The 19775-nt window shown below is 42.3% G+C and carries 21 protein-coding genes; 6 read left to right on the top strand and 15 right to left on the bottom strand.

Annotated elements, in window-relative coordinates:
* Nucleotide 1: 1 nt before the first annotated feature.
* The 3 genes from NST65_RS18025 to NST65_RS18035 all read right to left on the bottom strand — a co-directional run bounded on the left by NST65_RS18025 (nt 2) and on the right by NST65_RS18035 (nt 4825).
* Nucleotides 2–1435 carry a glycoside hydrolase family 1 protein gene (locus tag NST65_RS18025; RefSeq protein ID WP_342489197.1) on the bottom strand — a complete coding sequence of 478 codons (1434 nt, stop codon included), beginning with the start codon at nt 1433–1435 and terminating at the stop codon, nt 2–4.
* Between the two features lie 31 nt (nt 1436–1466).
* Nucleotides 1467–2777, bottom strand: coding sequence for a PTS transporter subunit EIIC (locus NST65_RS18030; protein WP_342489198.1), 1311 nt, complete (start codon nt 2775–2777; stop codon nt 1467–1469).
* An 89-nt stretch (nt 2778–2866) separates the two neighbouring features.
* Nucleotides 2867–4825: a BglG family transcription antiterminator gene (locus NST65_RS18035; protein WP_342489199.1), complete on the bottom strand. Its 1959-nt coding sequence runs from the start codon at nt 4823–4825 to the stop codon at nt 2867–2869.
* 136 nt (nt 4826–4961) lie between these two features.
* Between NST65_RS18035 and NST65_RS18040 the strand changes: the two genes are divergently transcribed.
* Nucleotides 4962–5177 (top strand): hypothetical protein, encoded by a 216-nt coding sequence (locus tag NST65_RS18040; RefSeq protein ID WP_254001492.1) that lies wholly within the window; start codon nt 4962–4964, stop codon nt 5175–5177.
* A gap of 48 nt (nt 5178–5225) precedes the next feature.
* Here NST65_RS18040 and NST65_RS18045 read toward each other — a convergent pair whose 3' ends face one another.
* From NST65_RS18045 to NST65_RS18070, 6 genes are all read right to left on the bottom strand, one after another.
* On the bottom strand, nt 5226–5651 hold the full coding sequence (locus tag NST65_RS18045) for a DUF5082 family protein (RefSeq protein WP_342489200.1): 426 nt from the start codon (nt 5649–5651) through the stop codon (nt 5226–5228).
* A 289-nt stretch (nt 5652–5940) separates the two neighbouring features.
* The gene (locus NST65_RS18050) at nt 5941–6204 is read right to left on the bottom strand and encodes a YwqI/YxiC family protein (protein WP_034281361.1); all 264 of its coding nucleotides are present in this window, start codon (nt 6202–6204) and stop codon (nt 5941–5943) included.
* 37 nt (nt 6205–6241) lie between these two features.
* Complete coding sequence (locus NST65_RS18055) at nt 6242–6667, bottom strand: DUF5082 family protein (protein ID WP_024423906.1); 426 nt, start codon at nt 6665–6667, stop codon at nt 6242–6244.
* Between the two features lie 295 nt (nt 6668–6962).
* Nucleotides 6963–8369 carry a Na+/H+ antiporter NhaC gene (gene nhaC / locus NST65_RS18060; RefSeq protein ID WP_024427525.1) on the bottom strand — a complete coding sequence of 469 codons (1407 nt, stop codon included), beginning with the start codon at nt 8367–8369 and terminating at the stop codon, nt 6963–6965.
* 144 nt (nt 8370–8513) lie between these two features.
* Nucleotides 8514–9935 carry an aspartate ammonia-lyase gene (gene aspA / locus NST65_RS18065; protein WP_034624136.1) on the bottom strand — a complete coding sequence of 474 codons (1422 nt, stop codon included), beginning with the start codon at nt 9933–9935 and terminating at the stop codon, nt 8514–8516.
* A gap of 28 nt (nt 9936–9963) precedes the next feature.
* Nucleotides 9964–10953 (bottom strand): asparaginase, encoded by a 990-nt coding sequence (locus NST65_RS18070; protein ID WP_024427527.1) that lies wholly within the window; start codon nt 10951–10953, stop codon nt 9964–9966.
* Nucleotides 10954–11158: 205 nt separating this feature from the next.
* Here NST65_RS18070 and NST65_RS18075 point away from each other — a divergent pair, with 205 nt between their 5' ends.
* Nucleotides 11159–11506: a helix-turn-helix transcriptional regulator gene (locus NST65_RS18075; RefSeq protein WP_024427528.1), complete on the top strand. Its 348-nt coding sequence runs from the start codon at nt 11159–11161 to the stop codon at nt 11504–11506.
* 54 nt (nt 11507–11560) lie between these two features.
* Here NST65_RS18075 and NST65_RS18080 read toward each other — a convergent pair whose 3' ends face one another.
* The 5 genes from NST65_RS18080 to NST65_RS18100 form a co-directional block, all read right to left on the bottom strand.
* On the bottom strand, nt 11561–12025 hold the full coding sequence (locus NST65_RS18080; RefSeq protein ID WP_025093780.1) for a helix-turn-helix transcriptional regulator: 465 nt from the start codon (nt 12023–12025) through the stop codon (nt 11561–11563).
* A gap of 99 nt (nt 12026–12124) precedes the next feature.
* Complete coding sequence (locus tag NST65_RS18085) at nt 12125–12652, bottom strand: YfjD family protein (RefSeq protein WP_061110270.1); 528 nt, start codon at nt 12650–12652, stop codon at nt 12125–12127.
* Nucleotides 12653–12673: 21 nt separating this feature from the next.
* On the bottom strand, nt 12674–13432 hold the full coding sequence (locus tag NST65_RS18090; protein WP_081125091.1) for a hypothetical protein: 759 nt from the start codon (nt 13430–13432) through the stop codon (nt 12674–12676).
* Nucleotides 13433–13444: 12 nt separating this feature from the next.
* The gene (locus tag NST65_RS18095; RefSeq protein ID WP_342489201.1) at nt 13445–14641 is read right to left on the bottom strand and encodes a DUF6861 domain-containing protein; all 1197 of its coding nucleotides are present in this window, start codon (nt 14639–14641) and stop codon (nt 13445–13447) included.
* A gap of 4 nt (nt 14642–14645) precedes the next feature.
* A complete protein-coding gene (locus NST65_RS18100) occupies nt 14646–14969 on the bottom strand; it encodes a WXG100 family type VII secretion target (protein WP_024427532.1) in 324 nt (107 codons plus the stop codon).
* A 226-nt stretch (nt 14970–15195) separates the two neighbouring features.
* Here NST65_RS18100 and pepT point away from each other — a divergent pair, with 226 nt between their 5' ends.
* Both pepT and NST65_RS18110 read left to right on the top strand, forming a co-directional pair.
* Entirely contained in the window at nt 15196–16428 is a 1233-nt protein-coding gene (gene pepT / locus NST65_RS18105) for a peptidase T (RefSeq protein ID WP_047202931.1), read from the top strand.
* 289 nt (nt 16429–16717) lie between these two features.
* On the top strand, nt 16718–16897 hold the full coding sequence (locus NST65_RS18110; RefSeq protein WP_008345664.1) for a hypothetical protein: 180 nt from the start codon (nt 16718–16720) through the stop codon (nt 16895–16897).
* An 84-nt stretch (nt 16898–16981) separates the two neighbouring features.
* Here NST65_RS18110 and NST65_RS18115 read toward each other — a convergent pair whose 3' ends face one another.
* Nucleotides 16982–17659 carry a DUF3298 and DUF4163 domain-containing protein gene (locus NST65_RS18115; protein WP_342489202.1) on the bottom strand — a complete coding sequence of 226 codons (678 nt, stop codon included), beginning with the start codon at nt 17657–17659 and terminating at the stop codon, nt 16982–16984.
* A gap of 160 nt (nt 17660–17819) precedes the next feature.
* Between NST65_RS18115 and NST65_RS18120 the strand changes: the two genes are divergently transcribed.
* Both NST65_RS18120 and garR read left to right on the top strand, forming a co-directional pair.
* Nucleotides 17820–18677: a MurR/RpiR family transcriptional regulator gene (locus NST65_RS18120; protein WP_212051342.1), complete on the top strand. Its 858-nt coding sequence runs from the start codon at nt 17820–17822 to the stop codon at nt 18675–18677.
* A 198-nt stretch (nt 18678–18875) separates the two neighbouring features.
* The gene (garR, locus tag NST65_RS18125; protein WP_081125095.1) at nt 18876–19769 is read left to right on the top strand and encodes a 2-hydroxy-3-oxopropionate reductase; all 894 of its coding nucleotides are present in this window, start codon (nt 18876–18878) and stop codon (nt 19767–19769) included.
* Nucleotides 19770–19775 lie beyond the last annotated feature (6 nt).

The following is a 19775-nucleotide window of genomic DNA, read 5'->3' on the forward strand; positions in this document are numbered from 1 at the left end:
CCTATTGATAAATGACTTCTGTTTCAACCTGCAGTTCCCTTGTTTTGATTAACGTCTGGTACCAATACGCAGATGCCTTCAGCTGACGATTTCGTTCATTCTCCAGCTGGATTTCGACTAATCCGTAGCGGTTTTTAAAGGCATTCATCGGTGAGACATTGTCTGTAAATGCCCAAAGCATATAGCCTGTGCAATTTGATCCTTCTGCTTTCGCTTGAAGTGCCCGCTTCAAATGCTGGCTGATAAATGAAATGCGATATTGATCATCAATGATGCCGTCTTCTTTTTTAAACCGTTCTTCTTTTTCTACACCCATGCCGTTTTCGGCCACAAACCACTCAATATTTCCGTATTCTTCTTTTATTCTCATCCCCATATCATAGACAATCTTCGGGTAGATTTCCCAGCCTCTGAAAGGATTCATTTTTCTCCCTGGAAGCTCAAACATATCGTAATAATAGGATGGATGAAAAGGCGTCCCTTCGTTCCAAGCCTTACTCGGTGCCTTGACACGATGCGGATAGTACAAGTTAAGCCCAACAACATCCACCGTATGATTCTTGATGATCTGAAGCTCTTCCTCTGTGGAATCGAAAAGAATATCATGCTTTTTCAACACATCGATCAGTTCCTCTGGATACTCCCCTTTGATGGAAGGATCTAGGAACACTCGATTAAAAAACAAGTCATACATACGTGCCGCTTCTTGGTCATGGGGAGCAGACGATCTTGCATACGTCACTTCTGGATTGAGAATCACGCCGATTTTGGCTCCTGCCGATTCCTTCAAACCCATCTCCTGAAACAGCTTCACCACTTTTGCTGTTGCCAGAGCTTTATGATAGTTCCACTGCATCCATTTCTTCGTATTTTGCTCAAACGGATATCGTATCGCATCTAGATAAACACGTGTCTGAACAACAATCGGTTCATTAAAACTAAACCAATGCTTGACTCGGTCTCCGTAGCGTTCAAACACCTTTTCTGCATAGAGAACAAACAGCTCGACAACATGCTTTGATGACCATCCGCCGTACTTCTCAAGCAAAACAGCAGGAAATTCATAGTGCTCTAAGCAAAACATCGGCTCTACACCTGCTGCGATTAATTCATTGATCAGATCATCAATGTAACGAGCATAGGCCTCATCCACTATCCCATTCTCGTAATCTATGAGAAACCTCGACCAATTGATCGATGTCCTGTAATGTGTCAGCCCAATCTCTTTCATTAAGGCTACATCTTCAGGGTAGCGCTCGTAAAAGCTTGTCGCACCAGCAGGACCATAGCCTTCGTGCCACACGTGATATCCTTCCTTATACCATAAGTCGATGTACGAGTCCTGATGCGCCCGCTTTCCCTTCCATCCCTCGGTCTGCCAAGCAGAAGCCGCAGCACCTAGGATAAAATCACTTGGAATCTCAATTCTGTTCATGTCGCCGCCTCCCTTTTCTTCGTCTGAATGTTTATTCTGAATCTGGTGCTGCTTCTGGCTTGCGATTAGACAAGAGAACAAACGGTAAATAGATGAAAACAGCAACTCCAATGCAGATAAGCTGTGTGATGACAGCGCCCATACTGCCAGCGGTGGACAGCCATGCATTCACAAGCGGTGGTGTCGTCCATGGCACCATCACGACCGCTTTTCCAGCGAATCCTGTAGCCGTCGCAATATACCCAATCGTACCTGTCACAAGGGGCGTGACGATAAATGGGATCGCCATCACAGGGTTTAGCATCACAGGTAATCCAAAAATAACGGGTTCATTGATGTTGAACAGTCCGGGTCCAGATGAGAGCTTGGCAATGCTTCGCATCTCTTCCCTTCTCCCAGCAATAAAAATCGCAATCAAAAGACCAATGGTCACACCTGAACCACCGATGCTCATATACACATCCCAAAACGGCATCGTGATGATATTCGGGATCTCTTTTCCCTCTTGAAATGCTGTCATATTCACTGCAATCGATCCTAATAAGAGCGGCTCCCGGATCGGCTTAATCATCTGGTTGCCATGAATGCCGATCACCCAGAAAAATTGCGCCACAAACATCAACGTTAAAATCCCAGGCAGCCCCTGTACAACACTTTCTAACGGACGCTGCACCACGTTATACACTGCTTCATGCAGATAAATGCCTGTCAACCGGTGAAATGCAAAGCCAATTGAGCTAATGATTGTAATTGTAATGATCGATGGGAAAAGTGACGAAAAAGACGTTGCCACATTCGACGGAACCGAATCCGGCATCTTGATTTGCAGCCATTTCACCTCGGTCAGCTTACAAAAAATCTCCACAGATACGATCGCAATGATCATCCCTAAAAATAAGCTTTTTGGATCAGAAAATTGTCTTGCCAACACGTCAACAACCTCACGCATCGATCCATCGACCTCAAGAAGAAGTGTCGTTGGAATAACAGATATAAATGAAATCAATGCCATCAATCCTGGGAACAGAGACTTGTGACCGTTGATTTTCCCAAGCTCAATCCCAATGAGGAACACAGCCCCAATGGTTAAAAAGTTCAGTGTGGCATAATTGATTGCCTTCATAATAGGCTGAAGCTCTGCTAAAAACCTGAATATCTCAAAATGAGCAAGCCCTGTTTCCGGGCTCATGATCATATTCGCCACCAGTACAGCAAAAGCTCCTGTAATGATGATCGGCATCAGTGTGACAAATGCCTGTTTAATCGCCATAATATATTTCTGGTTGGTGATGCGATAAGCCACATGCCCCATGACATCTGCCGCTTTCTCCTTGAAGCTCATGATCCGTCTCCCCCTTTGCAAAAACTCGTGATCATCCTCCTTTTTGATGTTATTTTAAAAGCGCTTTCATTAACATCTAATCTTTTTCCTCACAGATGCGGAAATGGGTGCCGCGTTTTTTCATTTGGATGCTCCAATACTTGAAGCGCAGCTGTCAGTTCTTCAAATGAAGCGGCTTTGATGAGTTGTTCCACCACTTCCTTCCGTTCTGTCAGCCGCACAAGAAATTGATAAAGCGACTGTAATTCTTTTTGATACGTCTTCTGGATGCTTAACAAGCATACGACTTGTACTCGATCTTCACCCCACAGCACCGGCTTTTTCAACGTACAGATCGCACAAAATGTGTCATCTGTTGCCGGCTTAATTGGATGAGGAATCGCAACCAAATGACCGAAAGATGTGGGTGACACCTGCTCTCTTTCTAGCAATAATTGTTCAAACTCGTCTGGGATTCGATGCTGCTCCTTTAGCACGTTCACAAAAAATTGAAGAACCTCTTCTCTTGATTGGAGATCTTGCTGAAAAAATGTCAGCGCCGGACTCACATACCGCAAAACTCCTGTATCCTGTGAATTCATCACAAATCGTTTCAGCCGTACAATATCATCGTCACTTAGAATCGTATGTACATCAATGACTGGCACCGGCAATGTATTCTGAAGCGGAATGGTACTAATAATAAAATCAATGCTTCTTAAATCATACGAAGGAAGTTCCCCGACACTTGCAGTTCCAGCGATCTCCAGCCTTCCGCTAAAAGCTGCCGTGAGTTTATGAAGAAGAAGCTGGCTGCTGGCGACACCCGTCGCACACACAATAAGACATGTCTTTCTCACATGCTGTGATTTTGTCCGCTCGATTGCAGCCCCAATATGAAGTGCCAAATATCCGATTTCATCCTCAGGAATCTCAACACCCTCTTTTTCCTTCAGCCATCTCCCCATATAAACACCCGCCTCAAACGCAATGGGATAATACCTTTTAATGTCTGGTAAATAAGGATTTCGGATGTTCATATCGTATCTAAAACGATGAATGGCTGAACGCAAATGAAGACTTAAACCAACGATCAGCTCCTTATCAAACTGAATATCAAGTGACATGTGCTCCTCTACATAAGCAAGCAATTGGTGAGTGAAACGAAAATGATCTTCGTCCAGCAGATGAAATAGCGTATGGCCAGCCTCTCCATATGCCATCATCTTTGCCCCCATTAAGTGAATCGCGATGTACGCCATTTCTGATAGCGGAAAATCAATCGATAATACGCGGCGAATATCTTCAGCCATTTGTTGAGCTACCTGGAAAACTGGCTGCACTTGAATTTCTCTCAATTCCGCTTCTGGCATCTTGACCAGCTTTTTTTCTTCAATTCGTTTGCATGCGATAGCAATGTGGGTTACTAAATTACTTAAACCGATTTCTGATAGATGAAGTCCGGTGGCTTTTGTACGTGAACGCACGATGTCCTGAATCAATTGATATGTTTCTTCAGGTAACAGTGCAGCGTTCGCGTGCTCCTGCTGAAACACATGCTCTGCCATACAATATCTTAATTTCATTTCATCGCCTGTCAGACGCAGTCCATATTTAGGCCGGTGCGATATAGAAAGTCCATGCAATGAAAACAAGTGCCTGACAGCTTTCAAATCATTTTTCACTGTAGATTCACTCACAAATAATTCCTCTGCCAACCCCTCTAATTTGATATAGTCTTCTGACAGAAGCAGCCTTTTCAATAGATAAGCCACACGGTCCTCAGGCTGATTGGGAATGAACGGTTCCTTTTTCTCATTCCTTTCTCTCAGTGACTTTTTCAAAAATGTACGAAATGCTCCATAATCTTCAACGCTCAATGTATACCCTGCTCCGCGTTTAATATGCAGTGCGGCACCATGTTCTTCTAAGATCTTTTTAAGCGCTTTCATATCTGTTCGAATAGTTCGTGATGTGACTCCGATCACACGGGCAATTTCTTCACTTGTCAGTTCCTGCTCCGCTTGCATCAATCGTTTCAAAAGCTCCTCCTGACGTAGAGATAGCATGGGCTCTCCTCCCTTGGCATTTACTTTTGCCTATCATCATAAACGAAAATAGAACTCTTTGCCCAGTATTTCTTTCAAATCGGGAACCTTGATATGGCTCATTCGTATGAATATGAAACTAGAGGAGGGATGCATTATGGGTACTTTTATGTTTGTTGTCATTATCATATTAGCTTCTTTAGGAGCCATCGTTGCCAGCTTGTTCACACCAAAGGATAAACGTGCATCTGCTAAGCGTTCTGCACATCATAGCTCAACGACAAGCACTTATACTGATTCGTATACCCATCACGCTTCTGATGCCTCCTGTGGGAGTGATTCAGGCGACAGCGGCGGTGGTGGATGTGATTAAACAAAAAAACAGCCGCCCTTTTATGAGTCGGCTGTTTCATTTATGGTTTTAAAGAGCTTTCCAGCCCCGTTCAATCAAATGTTTAACATCCTTTGCAAAATCCTCGCCCTTTTCCATCACGTCCTGAGCTCTTCCTGCAAAATTACTGGCTACGGCCAGCTCCATTTTTTTCAATTCAAAGTGTAAGATTTTTTGATCAATCTCTGTTATATATTTTTCATATTCATTGTTGACGATGTCATGCATCACGCTGTAAGCGTCTTTCCGATGGCGATGAAAGTCGGTCCCTCTCTTGCCTTTCCATGACGAATCTAGTGCAGGCTTCTTGATTTCTTTGATATCTGACTGGGCAAGATCTTGTTCTGTTTGAATATTGCTTTTGGCTGTCTTTAACCGAGAGATCATTTCGTCAAATTCTGCACGTTTGTTCTCAATTCCCATATGCAGATGGTACAGCATCTCGGATAAACTCATGTCATCCACCTCTATCTGACCTCATACGAAAGCATGGCGTGAGCGCCTTTGGAAACCAACGAATCACATGATTTTTCCAATCCTGACATTTCTATCGTTTTGCTTTCATTAAGTATAGTATAAGGCGAAAAGCCTCAGCCTTAAATAGGGAAAAGGTGTCCTTTTAGTGACGCGTTTGGAAGAAAAACGGAATAATACAAGGTCTTACACCCCTAATTTAATATGAGTCTTTAAGACTATAATTATACACCGCGTTAAATGTACCTATAAATAAAAGCGAGTGTGCTGATTATTTTGCAGCAATCGCTTCGTCTTGTTCTTTTAATGTTTTCACGTTAGAACGTGTATCCTGAACATTTTTAATTAAGGCTTCTTTAAAGCTTGAGACCATTTCGCTCACTTCTCTTTCACGTGCCGTCCACTTAGTTACAAATTCAAGGCTGTTTTCACCCGCTTTATCTGCTGCTTTTTTCATCGCTAAAGCTTCTACGGCTTGGGAGACTTCATCTAGTTTATCCATGACTGTTTGGTAGTTTAACTTAATTTGTCCCATTGTGATTTCCTCCAGATTTGTTCAGCATGACGCTCTCTTACAAGCTGCTCCATGCTTTTGAGATCAAGCGTTTTGCGTCCTCTACTGCGTCTTCTCCTTTTTCAGCAAGACGTGCAGCGTCTCCAGCTAAGGAACTGGCAAAGGATAACGCAGCTTGTTCTGCTTCTAATGTACTGATTTTGAATTCGATGCGGCTCACGTAGCGTGGGTATTGATCGTTCACGATTGTTTGCAGCGCATCATGTGCTTCATTTCGGTCTGTTTTGAAATCCTGGCTTCGCTCACCTTTCCAAGAGGTCCCAAGCTTTGGCTGCTTGATTTGCTTTAAATCTGTTTCTGCCGCATCTTGTTCACGTTCAACCTTGCTTTTGGCCTTTTTGAGTCGAGCAATTTTCTCTTCAATTTCTGCTTTTTTATTTGAAATGCCACCGTTAAGGGCAGACAGCATATCCGATAAGCTCATATGGGTTCCTCCTCCTGTCCAAAAATAAAAACGCTGTTTAGAGTCCCTCTAAACGAGCGTAAGGTGAATAGCACTTTTTCCAATATTGTTATTATAAGGTTCAAAGACTCATGTTTGAATAGGGATTTGTGCCCTTTTTATGGGATAAATATGCTTTCATTCTGCTTCACACTACCCCTTTCGACCTCATTTATAGGAGGTCTAAACTCCTGTTCGTTTGCTATATGTCACATATAGTCTCACGGTCCTAGGACAAACAAAGCCGCCCCGTTCAGGAGCGGCTTTTGCAAACGGCTTATGAGGCCGATTCTTCTCTTTCTTGTTGATCTTTCACGTACCAAATGAATTTACCTGTATATCCGTAAATGATTGCAAGACCAATGGCAACAAAACTCAACCACATAAATGGTAAATAAGAGAATGTCGATACGCCGAGAATTCCTGCCATGTAAATACCGTTATCTGACCATGGAACCATACCAGACGTAAGCGTACCACCGACCTCAGAGTTTCTGGATAAAACTCGTCTGTCTAACTTTAATTTATCGTAGCTCTTTTCCATAATTTTTGGTGTAAGGATAATTGATACATACATTGCACAACCAAAAATGTTAGCAAAGAATGCAACAAGAATAGTGGAAAGAGTAACATTTCCCGCATTGTGCAGTTTTTTCTCAAAGGTTGAGACAATGACTTTCAATACACCCAGATGTTCCAATACTCCCCCAAAACCAAGCCCAAGAATAATCACTACCAAAGAGCCAAGCATGTTGACCATTCCACCACGATTGAGAAGCTGGTTTAGAAAGTCTACATCTGATTGAATTGAAAATCCATTGTATGCTGCACCAATTGCATCACTAGGATTCGCACCTTGAAAAGCAAAGGCCCAGATCGCCCCAAACAAAGCACCGATTGCAATAACCGGCAGAGCAGGCTTTTTCATGACAAGTAAAACCACAACAATTAGAGCTGGAATGAGCATCCATACATTAATATTGAATGTATCGAGCAATGCATTCTTTAAGTATTCAACCTTTTCTTGATCAATATTACGTCCTCCATAGATAAAACCAGTAACCGTAAACATAATAGCTGTAATAACAAAAGCAGGTATGGATAAGACCATCATCGCTCTTACATGCGCCAGAACTTCAACCTTTGATAAGGACGAGGCGAGAACTGTACTGTCTGACAGTGGAGAAAGCTTGTCTCCAAAATAAGCACCTGACAAGACGGCACCTGCAACGATTGGGAGAGGAATCCCTAAACCTTCACCAATGGCAATCATGGCAATCCCAGCTGTACCAACTGTTCCCCAAGATGTCCCTGTTGCGACAGACATAATGGCACAAATAATGAGTGTTGCCAGTAAGAAGATATTTGGATGAATAAATTCAAGACCATAATAGATCAGTGTCGGCACGACTCCGCCAGCGATCCAAGTTCCAATTAAAGCACCTACAGCAAGTAAAATCAAAACAGCATCTAATCCATTTGATATCCCTTTTGTAATAGCACCCTGTAAATCCTTGTAAGAGTGTCCTAAATGAAGACCAAGCCCAATTGCTAGAAACCAAGAAATAAATAAAGCCAGTTGAATATCCAAGTCGAAATAAATAGTAAATGATAAGACAATCGCCAAAAATAAACCTAGTACGGCGATGATCTCCACCATAGATGGCAAGCGAACCGATTTCAATGTTGTTTCCTCCCTTTGTGCGTGCGTTAAGCGTTTTCAAAATATTGTGAAAAAAGTGTGTCAATTCGAAAGAAAGTGAATTGCCTGTTTTTCTCTTTTTCACAGGCAATTCCACATATTAATAAAATAAAATTTTTGATATTATTATCGCTCTAGGAGCTCTGCACCCGCAATACCAGGCTTTGTCATCTCGTATGGATTTAAGATAATATCAAGTTCTTCCTCCGTTAAAACATCGTACTGCAAGCAAAGATCTCTGATCGATTGTCCTGTTAAAATGGCTTCTCTTGCAATTCTAGCGGCTGCTTCATAGCCTAAGTGAGGGTTCACGGCAGTGATCACGCCTGCACTTTTTTCTACATATTCTTTCAAACGTATTTCATTTGCTTCAATGTCCGCTAAGCAATGATCTGTGAATGAGCGGAATCCGTTATTCATTATACTAATAGATTGAAGCAAGTTAAAGACCAGAACAGGCTCCATCACATTTAACTCAAGCTGGCCTGCTTCAGAAGCAAGACAGATCGTGTGGTCGTTCCCAATGACTTGGAATGCGATTTGGTTAATGAGCTCTGCCATGACTGGATTGACTTTCCCAGGCATGATGGATGATCCAGGCTGGCGGGCCGGCAATGCGATTTCAGCAAGACCTGCGCGCGGACCAGATGCCATTAAGCGAAGGTCATTGGCAATCTTAGACATGTTCATCATACATACTTTTAAAGCGGCGGATACTTCTGTGTAAGCATCTGTATTTTGCGTTGCATCCACGAGATGCTCTGCGCCTACAAGAGGAAGACCAGATATATCAGCGAGCTTCTTCACCACGATTTCAATATAACGAGGATCTGCGTTTAAGCCTGTCCCAACTGCTGTTGCACCCATATTGACTTCATATAAATGCTGTTTTGATTGGTTGATCCGCTTAATATCACGGCTCAGCACGCGGCTGTAAGCTTCAAATTCCTGTCCCAAACGGATTGGAACAGCATCTTGAAGGTGCGTACGTCCCATTTTGATCACATGATCGAATTCTTTCGCTTTCTTTTGAAAGACGTCCTGCATGACTTGCATCGTTTCAAGCAGAATGTCTAACTGCTTGAGCACAGCAATGTGGATCGCCGTTGGGAATGAGTCATTCGTTGATTGCGACATGTTCACATGTGTGTTTGGGCTTAAATGGATGTATTCACCCTTTTGATGTCCCATGATTTCTAGCGCTCTGTTTCCAATCACTTCATTGGCATTCATATTCATGGACGTTCCTGCGCCGCCTTGAATTGGATCGACAATAAAGTACTCGTGCAGCTTGCCTTCAATGACTTCATCAGACGCTTGAACGATGGCATTTCCAATTCCCTCATATAAACGTCCAACTTCCATATTGGCTTGAGCTGCTGCTTTTTTCACGATGGCAAAGGCTCTAATTAGTTCCTCGTGCATCCGATATCCTGTAATCGGGAAATTCTCTTTTGCACGGAGGGTTTGAACCCCATAATACACGTCTGCTGGAATTTCTTTTTCACCAAGAAAATCCTTCTCATAGCGATAAGTTGCTTGAACCATCTCTTATGACCTGCTTTCTATAGAATAGTTAAATCACTAAATCTTCTGCGATTGGCGTTTCCATAATCTTTTTGACTTCTCTTGGATCTGTTGTTTTGCCTAGTGCCCACATCAGTTTCGGCACGATAGCTTCTGTATTCATATTTCTTGAACGTGCCACCAATTCTTGATTGATCTTGCGTCCTACCTCATACACACTCATGTCTTCTCCTTCTTCCAGACACTGAGTGGTGATGACAACAGAAATGCCTTCTTCCAGCAATTCGTTGATCTTTTCTAAAAGGTTTCTTCCTTCGAAAGGAATTCCGCCGCTGCCGTAGCTTTCAATGACAACGCCTTTGTACATGCTTTTGACTGCATCTAAAAACTCAGGCTTCAGGCCTGGGTGCAATTTTAACAGACACACATCTGTGTTCAAGGATGCATCTAATTTAAGCGGTTTCATTGGTGTTCTTTTTACTTTGCTATTGTATTCAATTTGATGGTTTTCAATTGATGCAATATATGGGTAGTTAATGCTTTCAAATGCATCGTAGCTTTTCGTTCTTAGTTTGATCGCACGTGTTCCTTGGATGACCCTGCCATCAAACACGACATACACGCCGCCAACACCGTCACATGCAAAGCGAATGGCATCTGTGATATTTTTCTTCGCATCTGTTTTCTTAAAAGTAATCGGAATTTGTGAACCTGTAATCACGATCGGCTTATCAGGGTTTTGCAGCATATAAGACAGCGCTGCTGATGTATAGGCCATTGTATCGGTTCCGTGAGTAACGACAAACCCGTCATACTGATCATAATTCTCATAAATGGCTGTTGCGATATCAACCCAGTATTCAGGCTGCATATTTGTACTATCTATACTCATTAGGGACTTTGTGTCCATTGTATATTCTGCATTAATTTCGTTTAAATAGCTCAAAAGATCCTCAGCTTTAACACCTGGAGCTAAACCATTTTCACTCTCTACAGATGCAATCGTCCCACCAGTCGTTAAAAGCAATAATTTCTTCAACAGGTCCACCTCTTTCGTAAAATTACTTCGTTTGTCACACATATTATAAGCTAGCTTGTGCTATTCTATAATATACGCTTTACGCGTACCTTCATTGCCATTATAGTCACATAACGCGAATTAATCAAGAAATTGTTACGCATAACGCGTACATTCTATGTCAAAATATGATATACTGTTGTTGTAAATAAAGGAGCGTTCATGTATGATACTCGATCGTTTAACCACCCTTAGAAAAAAGAAAAAATGGTCTCTCCAGCATACGGCAGATCGCCTAGGTATCGCCAAAAGCACCTATGCCGGTTACGAATCTGGGTACCGACGACCTTCGCTTGAAGCAGTGAAGCTGCTGGCTGATTTGTATGATACGTCCATTGATTTTTTACTTGGTAGAACGGACGAGCCAGAGATACAACGCAAAATCTCTGATATCAAAATTGAACTGACGGAAGCAAAAGAAGGAACCATTTATGTAGACGGCGTTCCCCTAAATGATGAAGAAATCAAACAGCTTGTTGCCTTTATTCGGGCGAAAAACACTCTAAAAGTATAAACACAGAAAAGAGAGGCACCTTATAAACAGGTGCCTCTCTTTCCTTTTCCAATCTCAATATGGAGAAGACAGCTGGCTTAATTCCTCTAGCCGCCGCTTCGCTTCTTCTTTATTAAACGAACTATAATAGCGATAATTCTCCTCATCTAAGATGCGGTAATGCTGACTAAGTACATTTTGCTGAAGGCGAAACGTGCCTTTTTTGACAGACGTCCTCCACCAAACCTTGCCGCCAATCGTACGCTCTACTGATAGATGTAATTCATCATGTGCCACAACTTCCAAAATCTCGAGCGGGTCATCCCCTAGGGTTCCTTTCAAAATGTCACTATCTCTGAATAATGCACATACGGCCGCGGATTGCGTCCAGTTGAGACGCAGCCTGTTTTTTTCAACCTGCTGTAGATGCCGTTTCGATAGACCAAGTACCTCCGCCATACGATCCTGCGTATAATTCTTTTCTCTTCGAATCCGTGCCATTTGTTCTGTGACGAGGTCGATTACCATCTCTTTATCCATCTCTCATCGCCTCTTTCGAGTGTTCAGTCTTTACTGACATCATACACGATTTCTTCGAAAAAGTGGCGCCTCATCCTATAGAATTCTGACAAAAACAGCTTAGTCGGTCTTCTCTTCTCCTTGGCCATGCTGCTGTCTCCAATTTTCTTGGGCTGTCTGATGTAAATATGGATAGATCTCCTGTTTGACGGTCTGTTCAAATACTTCTTCATCTAAAATGCTGTACGCCGGAATTTTGATCAATTTCCCATCTACTTTCCGAATGAGCACATCCATGAAAAGAAATCCTCTTATACTGTAACGATGCCTGCGCATGTCAATTGATTGAATATCTTGAAAAGGAATCATTCGCTCCCGGTGCAGCACAGCGCCATTCTCTCCGCGCTGAATGCGAAAAATCACATTTCCCCTCTTCGTAAAAGCAGGCAAAATCATCAAAAAGGAGATCCAGCCATAGACAATACCTAATAGTCCGCCTAAAAATAAAAATAATGTATAGTTTGATTCAAATGTAAGGGCTTCTGAAAATAACCAAATACCGATGATACCGAAGCCGCCCGTTGCTAAGAATGCCCATACTCTTAAAAAAGGTCTGCTCCTTACTTCTATTACTTCACTTGGATTCAAGCGTCATTCTCCTTTTCTCCATTAGAATATAGAACGTAACCCGTCTAGATGAGCCGTCTCAATGCGAAATTCATTTTCTTTTATTCCTGATACAAGCCACGATTGGTTCTCACCTGGAATCACAAATATCATGGTCTCCACATCAGGCGTATTATTTTTGTCATAGACGACCTTCATGAGGGAGTCCATCTTTCCTTTTCTCGTCAGTACATCAGAAACAAATGCCTTCACGAGCTCTTGATTCTCTGCTTTATTCAGAAAGGATGGCCACTCATTTTTCGCTTCGCTTGCTTGCTCTAACAGCATTTCAAATTCCTCTGCCTGCAAACTGATGACAGGTTCAGGGTGATCATTCATCTGTATATTGAAAAAGGCTGTCACTTGCTCCTCTGCCTGCTGATCGCTGTTCAGTTTGCGAATCTGATGCACTTGTTGATCATAAAGCGTATGATGCGCATATACACCGGCCTGTGTTGTGTGAAAAGAGGTGCTGACTTCTTCATCTGTGTCTCCAAATTTAGATGCCTTGATCGTGTGAGAGGCATCATTCATCGCCTGGATGAAATGACGGTATTCCGCTTTATAACGGTATTGTCTGTTTCGAAATTCCAGTACACCTTTTGCAAGCAAAGAGCGGCACGCAATTTCAAATAAAAACCCAAGGCGCTCGTCCTCTACTTCAGGATAATAGGCCTCCTTTAAGGACATGCCTTGTTCAAAATAGCCTTCACTGTAAAAACTAAAGATGAGTTCCTCAATACTTAGACTTAGCTGATCCAACTTGATCTCTCCTTATCCAAAAGAAAATGCACCCTTAAAGAAATCGCCTGCACCCTTTATGAGCGAATCTGCGGTTTCTTTTGTTTTTTCTATCCCTTTATGTATCGCCTGATTTGCCTGATCAATGGTATCATTCACTGCTTTCACACCTTGACCCGCCAGTTCGAATGCTTTTTTCCCTTTATCCACGACTGCATGAATCGGGTCCTTTAATTTCACTGCCATCTGTTCAGCAAAACCGGATGTCAGCTTGGCGACTTTTTCTCCAATAAATCCACCTACTGCTGAACCAATGGCGCCGCCAACAACGGTTCCAATCGGACCTGCAAAGCTGCCAAGAGCACCGCCGACAACGGCACCTGCGACAGAACCGCCAGCGATAAAGACCGTATTGTTCACTGCATTTCCAACAGCCTTTGCATTTTCACGCTTAAGAACTTCTGGCTGATCGCCGAATTCTGCATAGTTCTCGGCAATTTTCAATCCACAGCCAACCGTTTCTGTTGCACCAGTGACAACTGTTGCAATGATGGCATTTCCTTTCGCAAATCTTGCACCATTTTTCAGAACAGACTTAATCGCAGCCGTGTCCTTCCAATTAATACTTCCTTTTGTAAAATCACGAACACTGTTTGTGAACGCAACTGTATCGTCAGGATAAAATTTTGTGAATTTCTTATGGACCAAGTCAGCCATCGGCCAGTTCGATCGTTTTAATAATTCTTTTTTACTCAGCCAAATCCTTGCTAACCGGTCAAATCTCGTTCCTTCTACCCGGCTGGTCAGATCAAGCAGCAGTTTTGAATGCTGCGCTGCATATCGGCCATTCTCTTTAATGAAAGTCGTCATCCCAAGCCCGTAATATTTCGCCTGCATCATCACGATACCACCTAAGCTCGTGAGTGTACCATATTGATCATAGATACTGTACAATTTCCGCAATATATCATCTGCTTCGACCATTTTATCGGTTGCATGTCGAATGGCAATATCATCACTGCTCAATTTGCTGATTAATGCCTGTCCTGCTCCCCATGCATCCCCGACACCAGAAAAACAGCTTCTATACCGAGGATCGCAGCCTAAAATCAGCCCGTCCAGTTCACTATGTAAATCGCGGTGCTTCGTTTCAATGGCTGACAGCTCGCCTACAAAATCATTCGCCAGCCCAGTCAGCTGATCTGGATCAACCACAATGTCACGTGCCATCACATCATCTCCCTTCTCGGTTTCTTTCTCTCCGTTCTTCTCGTCTCTTTCGCTCAAGCTCTTCCATTCTGGCAATTTCAGCTTTACGCTCCTCAATTTTGACCGCTGCATCCCGCAGTTCCTGACTTGTTTCAAGCAAATCCTTTTCAAATTGATCATAGCGTGCCGTTGTTTCTTCAAAGCTTTGATCAAATTTATCCCTTGCTTCTCCCTGCCAGCCTGATCCTACTGCCTTCAGCCGATTTTCCAGCAGCTGCTTGGACTGCCGAATCTCATCAGCCGCTTCCTGAAACTTTTGAGCGAGTGCCAGCGTTTGACTAGAATCCAACTTTCGCACCCCTTTCTCCCAATTTAACGTACAAATGGATGATTTTATATGTCCTCATTATAAATAAAAAGACACCCAAAAAAATCACCCTAAAGAACCATTCAGCACATTACCTAATGAAAGTAGGCCTTTTTCCTCTCTAATTGCCAGAGAAAGCCTTTCTTGTTATGAAGCGCATTCAAGACGTGATAAAATGGACGTATTCTACAAAAGGAGTGACGTATAGATGAAAGAGGAAATGATTCAGCGTTTCACAAGTTATGTGAAGGTAGATACGCAGTCGGATGCAGAAAAGGAAAGCTGCCCATCTACTGAAGGACAATTGAATCTGGCGAGACAGCTTGTTGAAGAAATGAAATCCATTGGGATTCAAGAAGTAACAATGGATGAAAACGGCTATGTCATGGGAACGATCCCTTCTAACACAGACAAAGATGTGCCGACCATTGGCTTTCTGGCTCATATTGACACAGCCACTGACTTCACCGGCAAAAATGTAAAACCGCAGCTTCATGAGAACTATCAAGGCGGCGACATTACCTTAAATGAAGATCTACATATCGTTTTATCTCCACAACAGTTTCCAAATTTACAAAAGTACCAAGGACATACACTGATCACTACAGATGGCACAACCCTGCTTGGTGCAGATAACAAAGCTGGTATCGCAGAAATTATGACCGCTATGCATTACCTCATCGAACACCCAGACATCAAGCATGGAAAAATCCGTGTCGCTTTTACGCCAGATGAAGAGATTGGCAGAGGGCCGCACAAGTTTGATGTTGATGCCTTTGGCGCTTCCTATGCGTACACAATTGACGGCGGACCGCTTGGCGAGCTGCAATATGAAAGCTTCAACGCAGCGGGCGCGAAAGTATCCATTAAAGGAAACAATGTCCACCCAGGGACAGCAAAGGACAAAATGGTCAGCGCTGCGAAAATCGGGATGCTTTTTCACAACAAACTTCCTTCTGACGAATCTCCGGAGTATACAGAAGGCTACGAAGGCTTTTTCCACCTGACGAAATTTGTAGGGGAAGTAGAAGAGGCTGAGCTGCAATATATTATCCGTGATTTTGATAAAGAGAAATTCAACAATCGCAAGGCCCTGTTTGAAAAAATAGCTAATGACTTAAAAGCCACATACGGAGAAAACAGCATCACCCTCAGCATTCAGGATCAATATTATAATATGAGAGAAAAAATTGAGCCGGTAAAACATATTGTAGACATTGCTCATGAAGCCATGGAAAATCGCTCAGTAACACCGGTCATTGAACCAATTCGCGGCGGCACAGATGGCTCCCAGCTTTCATATAAAGGTCTTCCAACGCCAAACATCTTTACCGGCGGTGAAAACTTCCACGGTAAATATGAATTTATTTCCGTTGAAAACATGGTGAAAGCAACCGAAGTTATCGTTGAAATTGCCCGTTTATTTGAAGAAAAAGCATAGACATGTTTAAAACCGTTCCTGTTCGGGAACGGTTTTTTAATAAAAGTTTACAATTTTCTGAAACTTTTATGACACTTATTCGTACTAATAGAGACAACCCCAGAAAAAATTCTTCTTGACGAGTGAAATAACTGGAAATATAATAGTTAAAAACAACCAGTATTTTAGACCTAAAATAGCAGATCGAATGAACCTTAAGAACTAAACCGATTCTGCTGCTTATTTTCAGTTATAAACATCACTCACCCTGTCTACACTTAAAGAATAGGATGAATTGGAGGAATGTCATATGATGATTTTATTGATTATCGCTTCACTTTGCTGCTACTTACTATTCTCTTTCAAAAAAGATAACCGCACCCAAAAAAGAAAAAGCGCAGAGCTTTCGGAGTTTGAAATCTTTCGTATGCGCCGCCACTACAACGGAAAACGCCGTCACCCACTAAACGATGCACCTAAACAAGTATAAATCCAAATAAAAGAGCCTCATGAGGGGGCTCTTTTTGTTGAATAAACAGCAAAAAACGACCACTCAATCTGGTCGTTTTTCTTTTTATTTATATACCTTCGCAGGCACTTGAATCATAGGAATTCCAACATAATAAGGTGAAATTTCATATGGCTGGAAGACAACAGCAATTCCCTTTTTCGTGAAGTAATACTGCGTGTTGTAGTTGATTTCAATGTCGCTTTTTTTCAGGTTCGCGTAGAATTTGCTTTTATGTTTCTTTGTGTAGTTATAAATATAATCTCTTACTTTCGTACGCTTTTTCTTTGTTTTCACAACGTCTGTCAAGAACAGCTGCTTTGTTTTTTTCTTTGTTAACACATAGTTCATGCTGGAAACCATTGTGTCTCCGTGCGCTCCACCGTTATACATGTAATCATAGTTTAAGATACTCAGTTTCTTACCATTGTTAAATTTCGTTTTATACGTTCTCTCATACGTGACCTTCCCGTAGCCTTCCTTTTTCGCTTCGTCCTTTAAGTACAAGTAAGTAGAATAAGAGAAGGCGATATCTTCTTTTAAATCACGATTGATGGTTTTCATATGCGTCTTGCTTAGATTTTTCACCTGTGCATATTTGAACGTTTTTTTCTTCTTATAATAGTGTGTGCTTACTTTTGCTTTTTTTGCTTGTTTGGCATCAGCAGATTCAACTGGCGCAAACAAGGAAACAATCAGTGAGAAAATGAGCAGGCTGATCGTCAGGCCTTTTTTCATTGTCATAGTAAAAACCCCCATTTTTGTCTATTACCAAATGAGTATACCATGACAAAAGAACCAAAAGAAGTATTTTTCCATATTATTCTTCATTTTTCCACATCGGGTTTGTTTACCGTTTTCATAAGTTCCTGTATGCTTAATGTAGAATGCTAGATGAAGTGTGGTGTTTATCATAGAAGAGAATATTTTTAGTCACATTCGGACAACGTTTCATAGTTTGTCCCCAACCCAGAAAAAGATTGCCAATTACATTTTACAAAACCCTCAGAAAGTTGTGCTTCATTCTATAAGTGCACTCGCTGCTGAATGCAGCACAAGTGAAACGACGATCTTTCGGTTTCTAAGAAAAATTGGCTATGAATCGTATCAAGTGTTTCGTGTCCATGTCGCACAGGATATCGCGACCAATACACCTCAATCCATATACGGTGAGATCGAGGCAACCGATAGTGTAGCTGACATTAAACATAAGGTCATAGAGTTAACAACAAACTCTATACAAGATATGAAGCATATTTTAGAAGAGCATGCCGTCACACAATTCATTGAACACATGAAACAGGCACATAAAACCGTCTTTTTTGGAGCAGGTGCGTCCAGCTTTATTGCTGGGGATGCTTATCATAAGTTCCTGCAGCTTGGTTTTGAAGTGAGCCTATGCAGTGATCCGCATATGATGAATATGATTGCAACACACGCCACGGAACACGATTTTATCGTCGCAATCTCCCATTCAGGAGAGAGCAGAGAAATTCTTGACGCCGTACAGTTTGCAAAAGAAAAAGGGGCAAAGGTTGCTTCTATCACCAGCTATCCGAAATCTGAGCTCGCAAAGCGGTCTGACTTTCATCTGCTTAGTTCTTCAAGAGAGACAACCTATCGATCAGACTCCATGATCTCCCGTATCAACCAGCTTGTGATCATTGATGTACTATACGTCTCCGCTGTTTTAGAGCTAGGATCAAATGCCATTGAAAACGTGAAACGATCTCGATTAGCCGTAGCTAAAAATAAAACATAAACACAAAAGACCGGAGCTGATTCCGGTCTTTTTTTGTGACTTTTTTCATATTTTCCGTTGACACGTTCCTATCACGTCATGTACATTAAATGAACAATAGTTTATTTCCTACTATTAAATTTAAAAGATAGTATATATACTAACATAATGAAAAGAAAGCGCTTTTTGTAAGGGTTTTCTATATAGGGGGCGGACAACGTGACAAAGAAGATTGGATTCATTGGACTAGGTATTATGGGAAAACCTATGGCACTCAATCTATTAAAAGCTGGTCATGCTTTGACAGTTTTTGACCTAAATGAGGAAGCGATTCGATCGTTACAAGAAGCCGGAGCAAAAGGTGCTGTTTCAGCAGCTGAGGCAGCTTCTGAAAGCGATATCATCATCACAATGCTTCCTAAAGGAGAGCATGTAGAGGCAGTCGTTTCAGGTGATCAAGGCATTTTAACGACAGCTGCACCTGGCACTGTCATCGTAGATATGAGCTCAATTTCTCCTGTCACCTCCAGGGCTTTAGCTGCTCTTGCCAAACAGCATCAGGTGGAATTTATCGATGCACCTGTCAGCGGCGGAGAACCGAAGGCAATAGACAAAACACTTGCCATCATGGCTGGCGGCGAAGAATCCATCTTTGAGCAAGTGAAGGATGTCCTGCTTGCAATGGGCACTGAAGTCGTATTAGTTGGGGCAAATGGCAGCGGGACAACAGCGAAGCTTGCCAATCAAATCATCGTCAACTTAAATATTGCGGCCATGTCCGAGGCGCTCGTTCTAGCTGCTAAATCAGGCATTGCCATTGATAAGATGTATGAAGCCATCCGCGGCGGATTGGCAGGAAGTGCGGTGCTCGATGCAAAGGTCCCTCTCATCTTAGAACGAAATTTTGAACCTGGCGGACGCATCGACATCAACTTGAAGGATTTAACGAATGTCATGGAAACTGCTCACGATATCGGTGTTCCTCTTCCGCTTTCTAGTCAGCTACTTGAAATCTTCCACGCCCTCAAAGCGGACGGAAAATCCGGGCTTGATCATGGCGGCATCGTTCAATATTACGAAAAAATGGCTCATGTCGAAGTAAAGAAAGGATGAGATGGT

Origin of the sequence: Bacillus sp. FSL P4-0248 (assembly GCF_038593305.1) — a bacterium.
In the GTDB taxonomy this organism is placed as follows: Bacteria; Bacillota; Bacilli; order Bacillales; family Bacillaceae; genus Bacillus; species Bacillus safensis.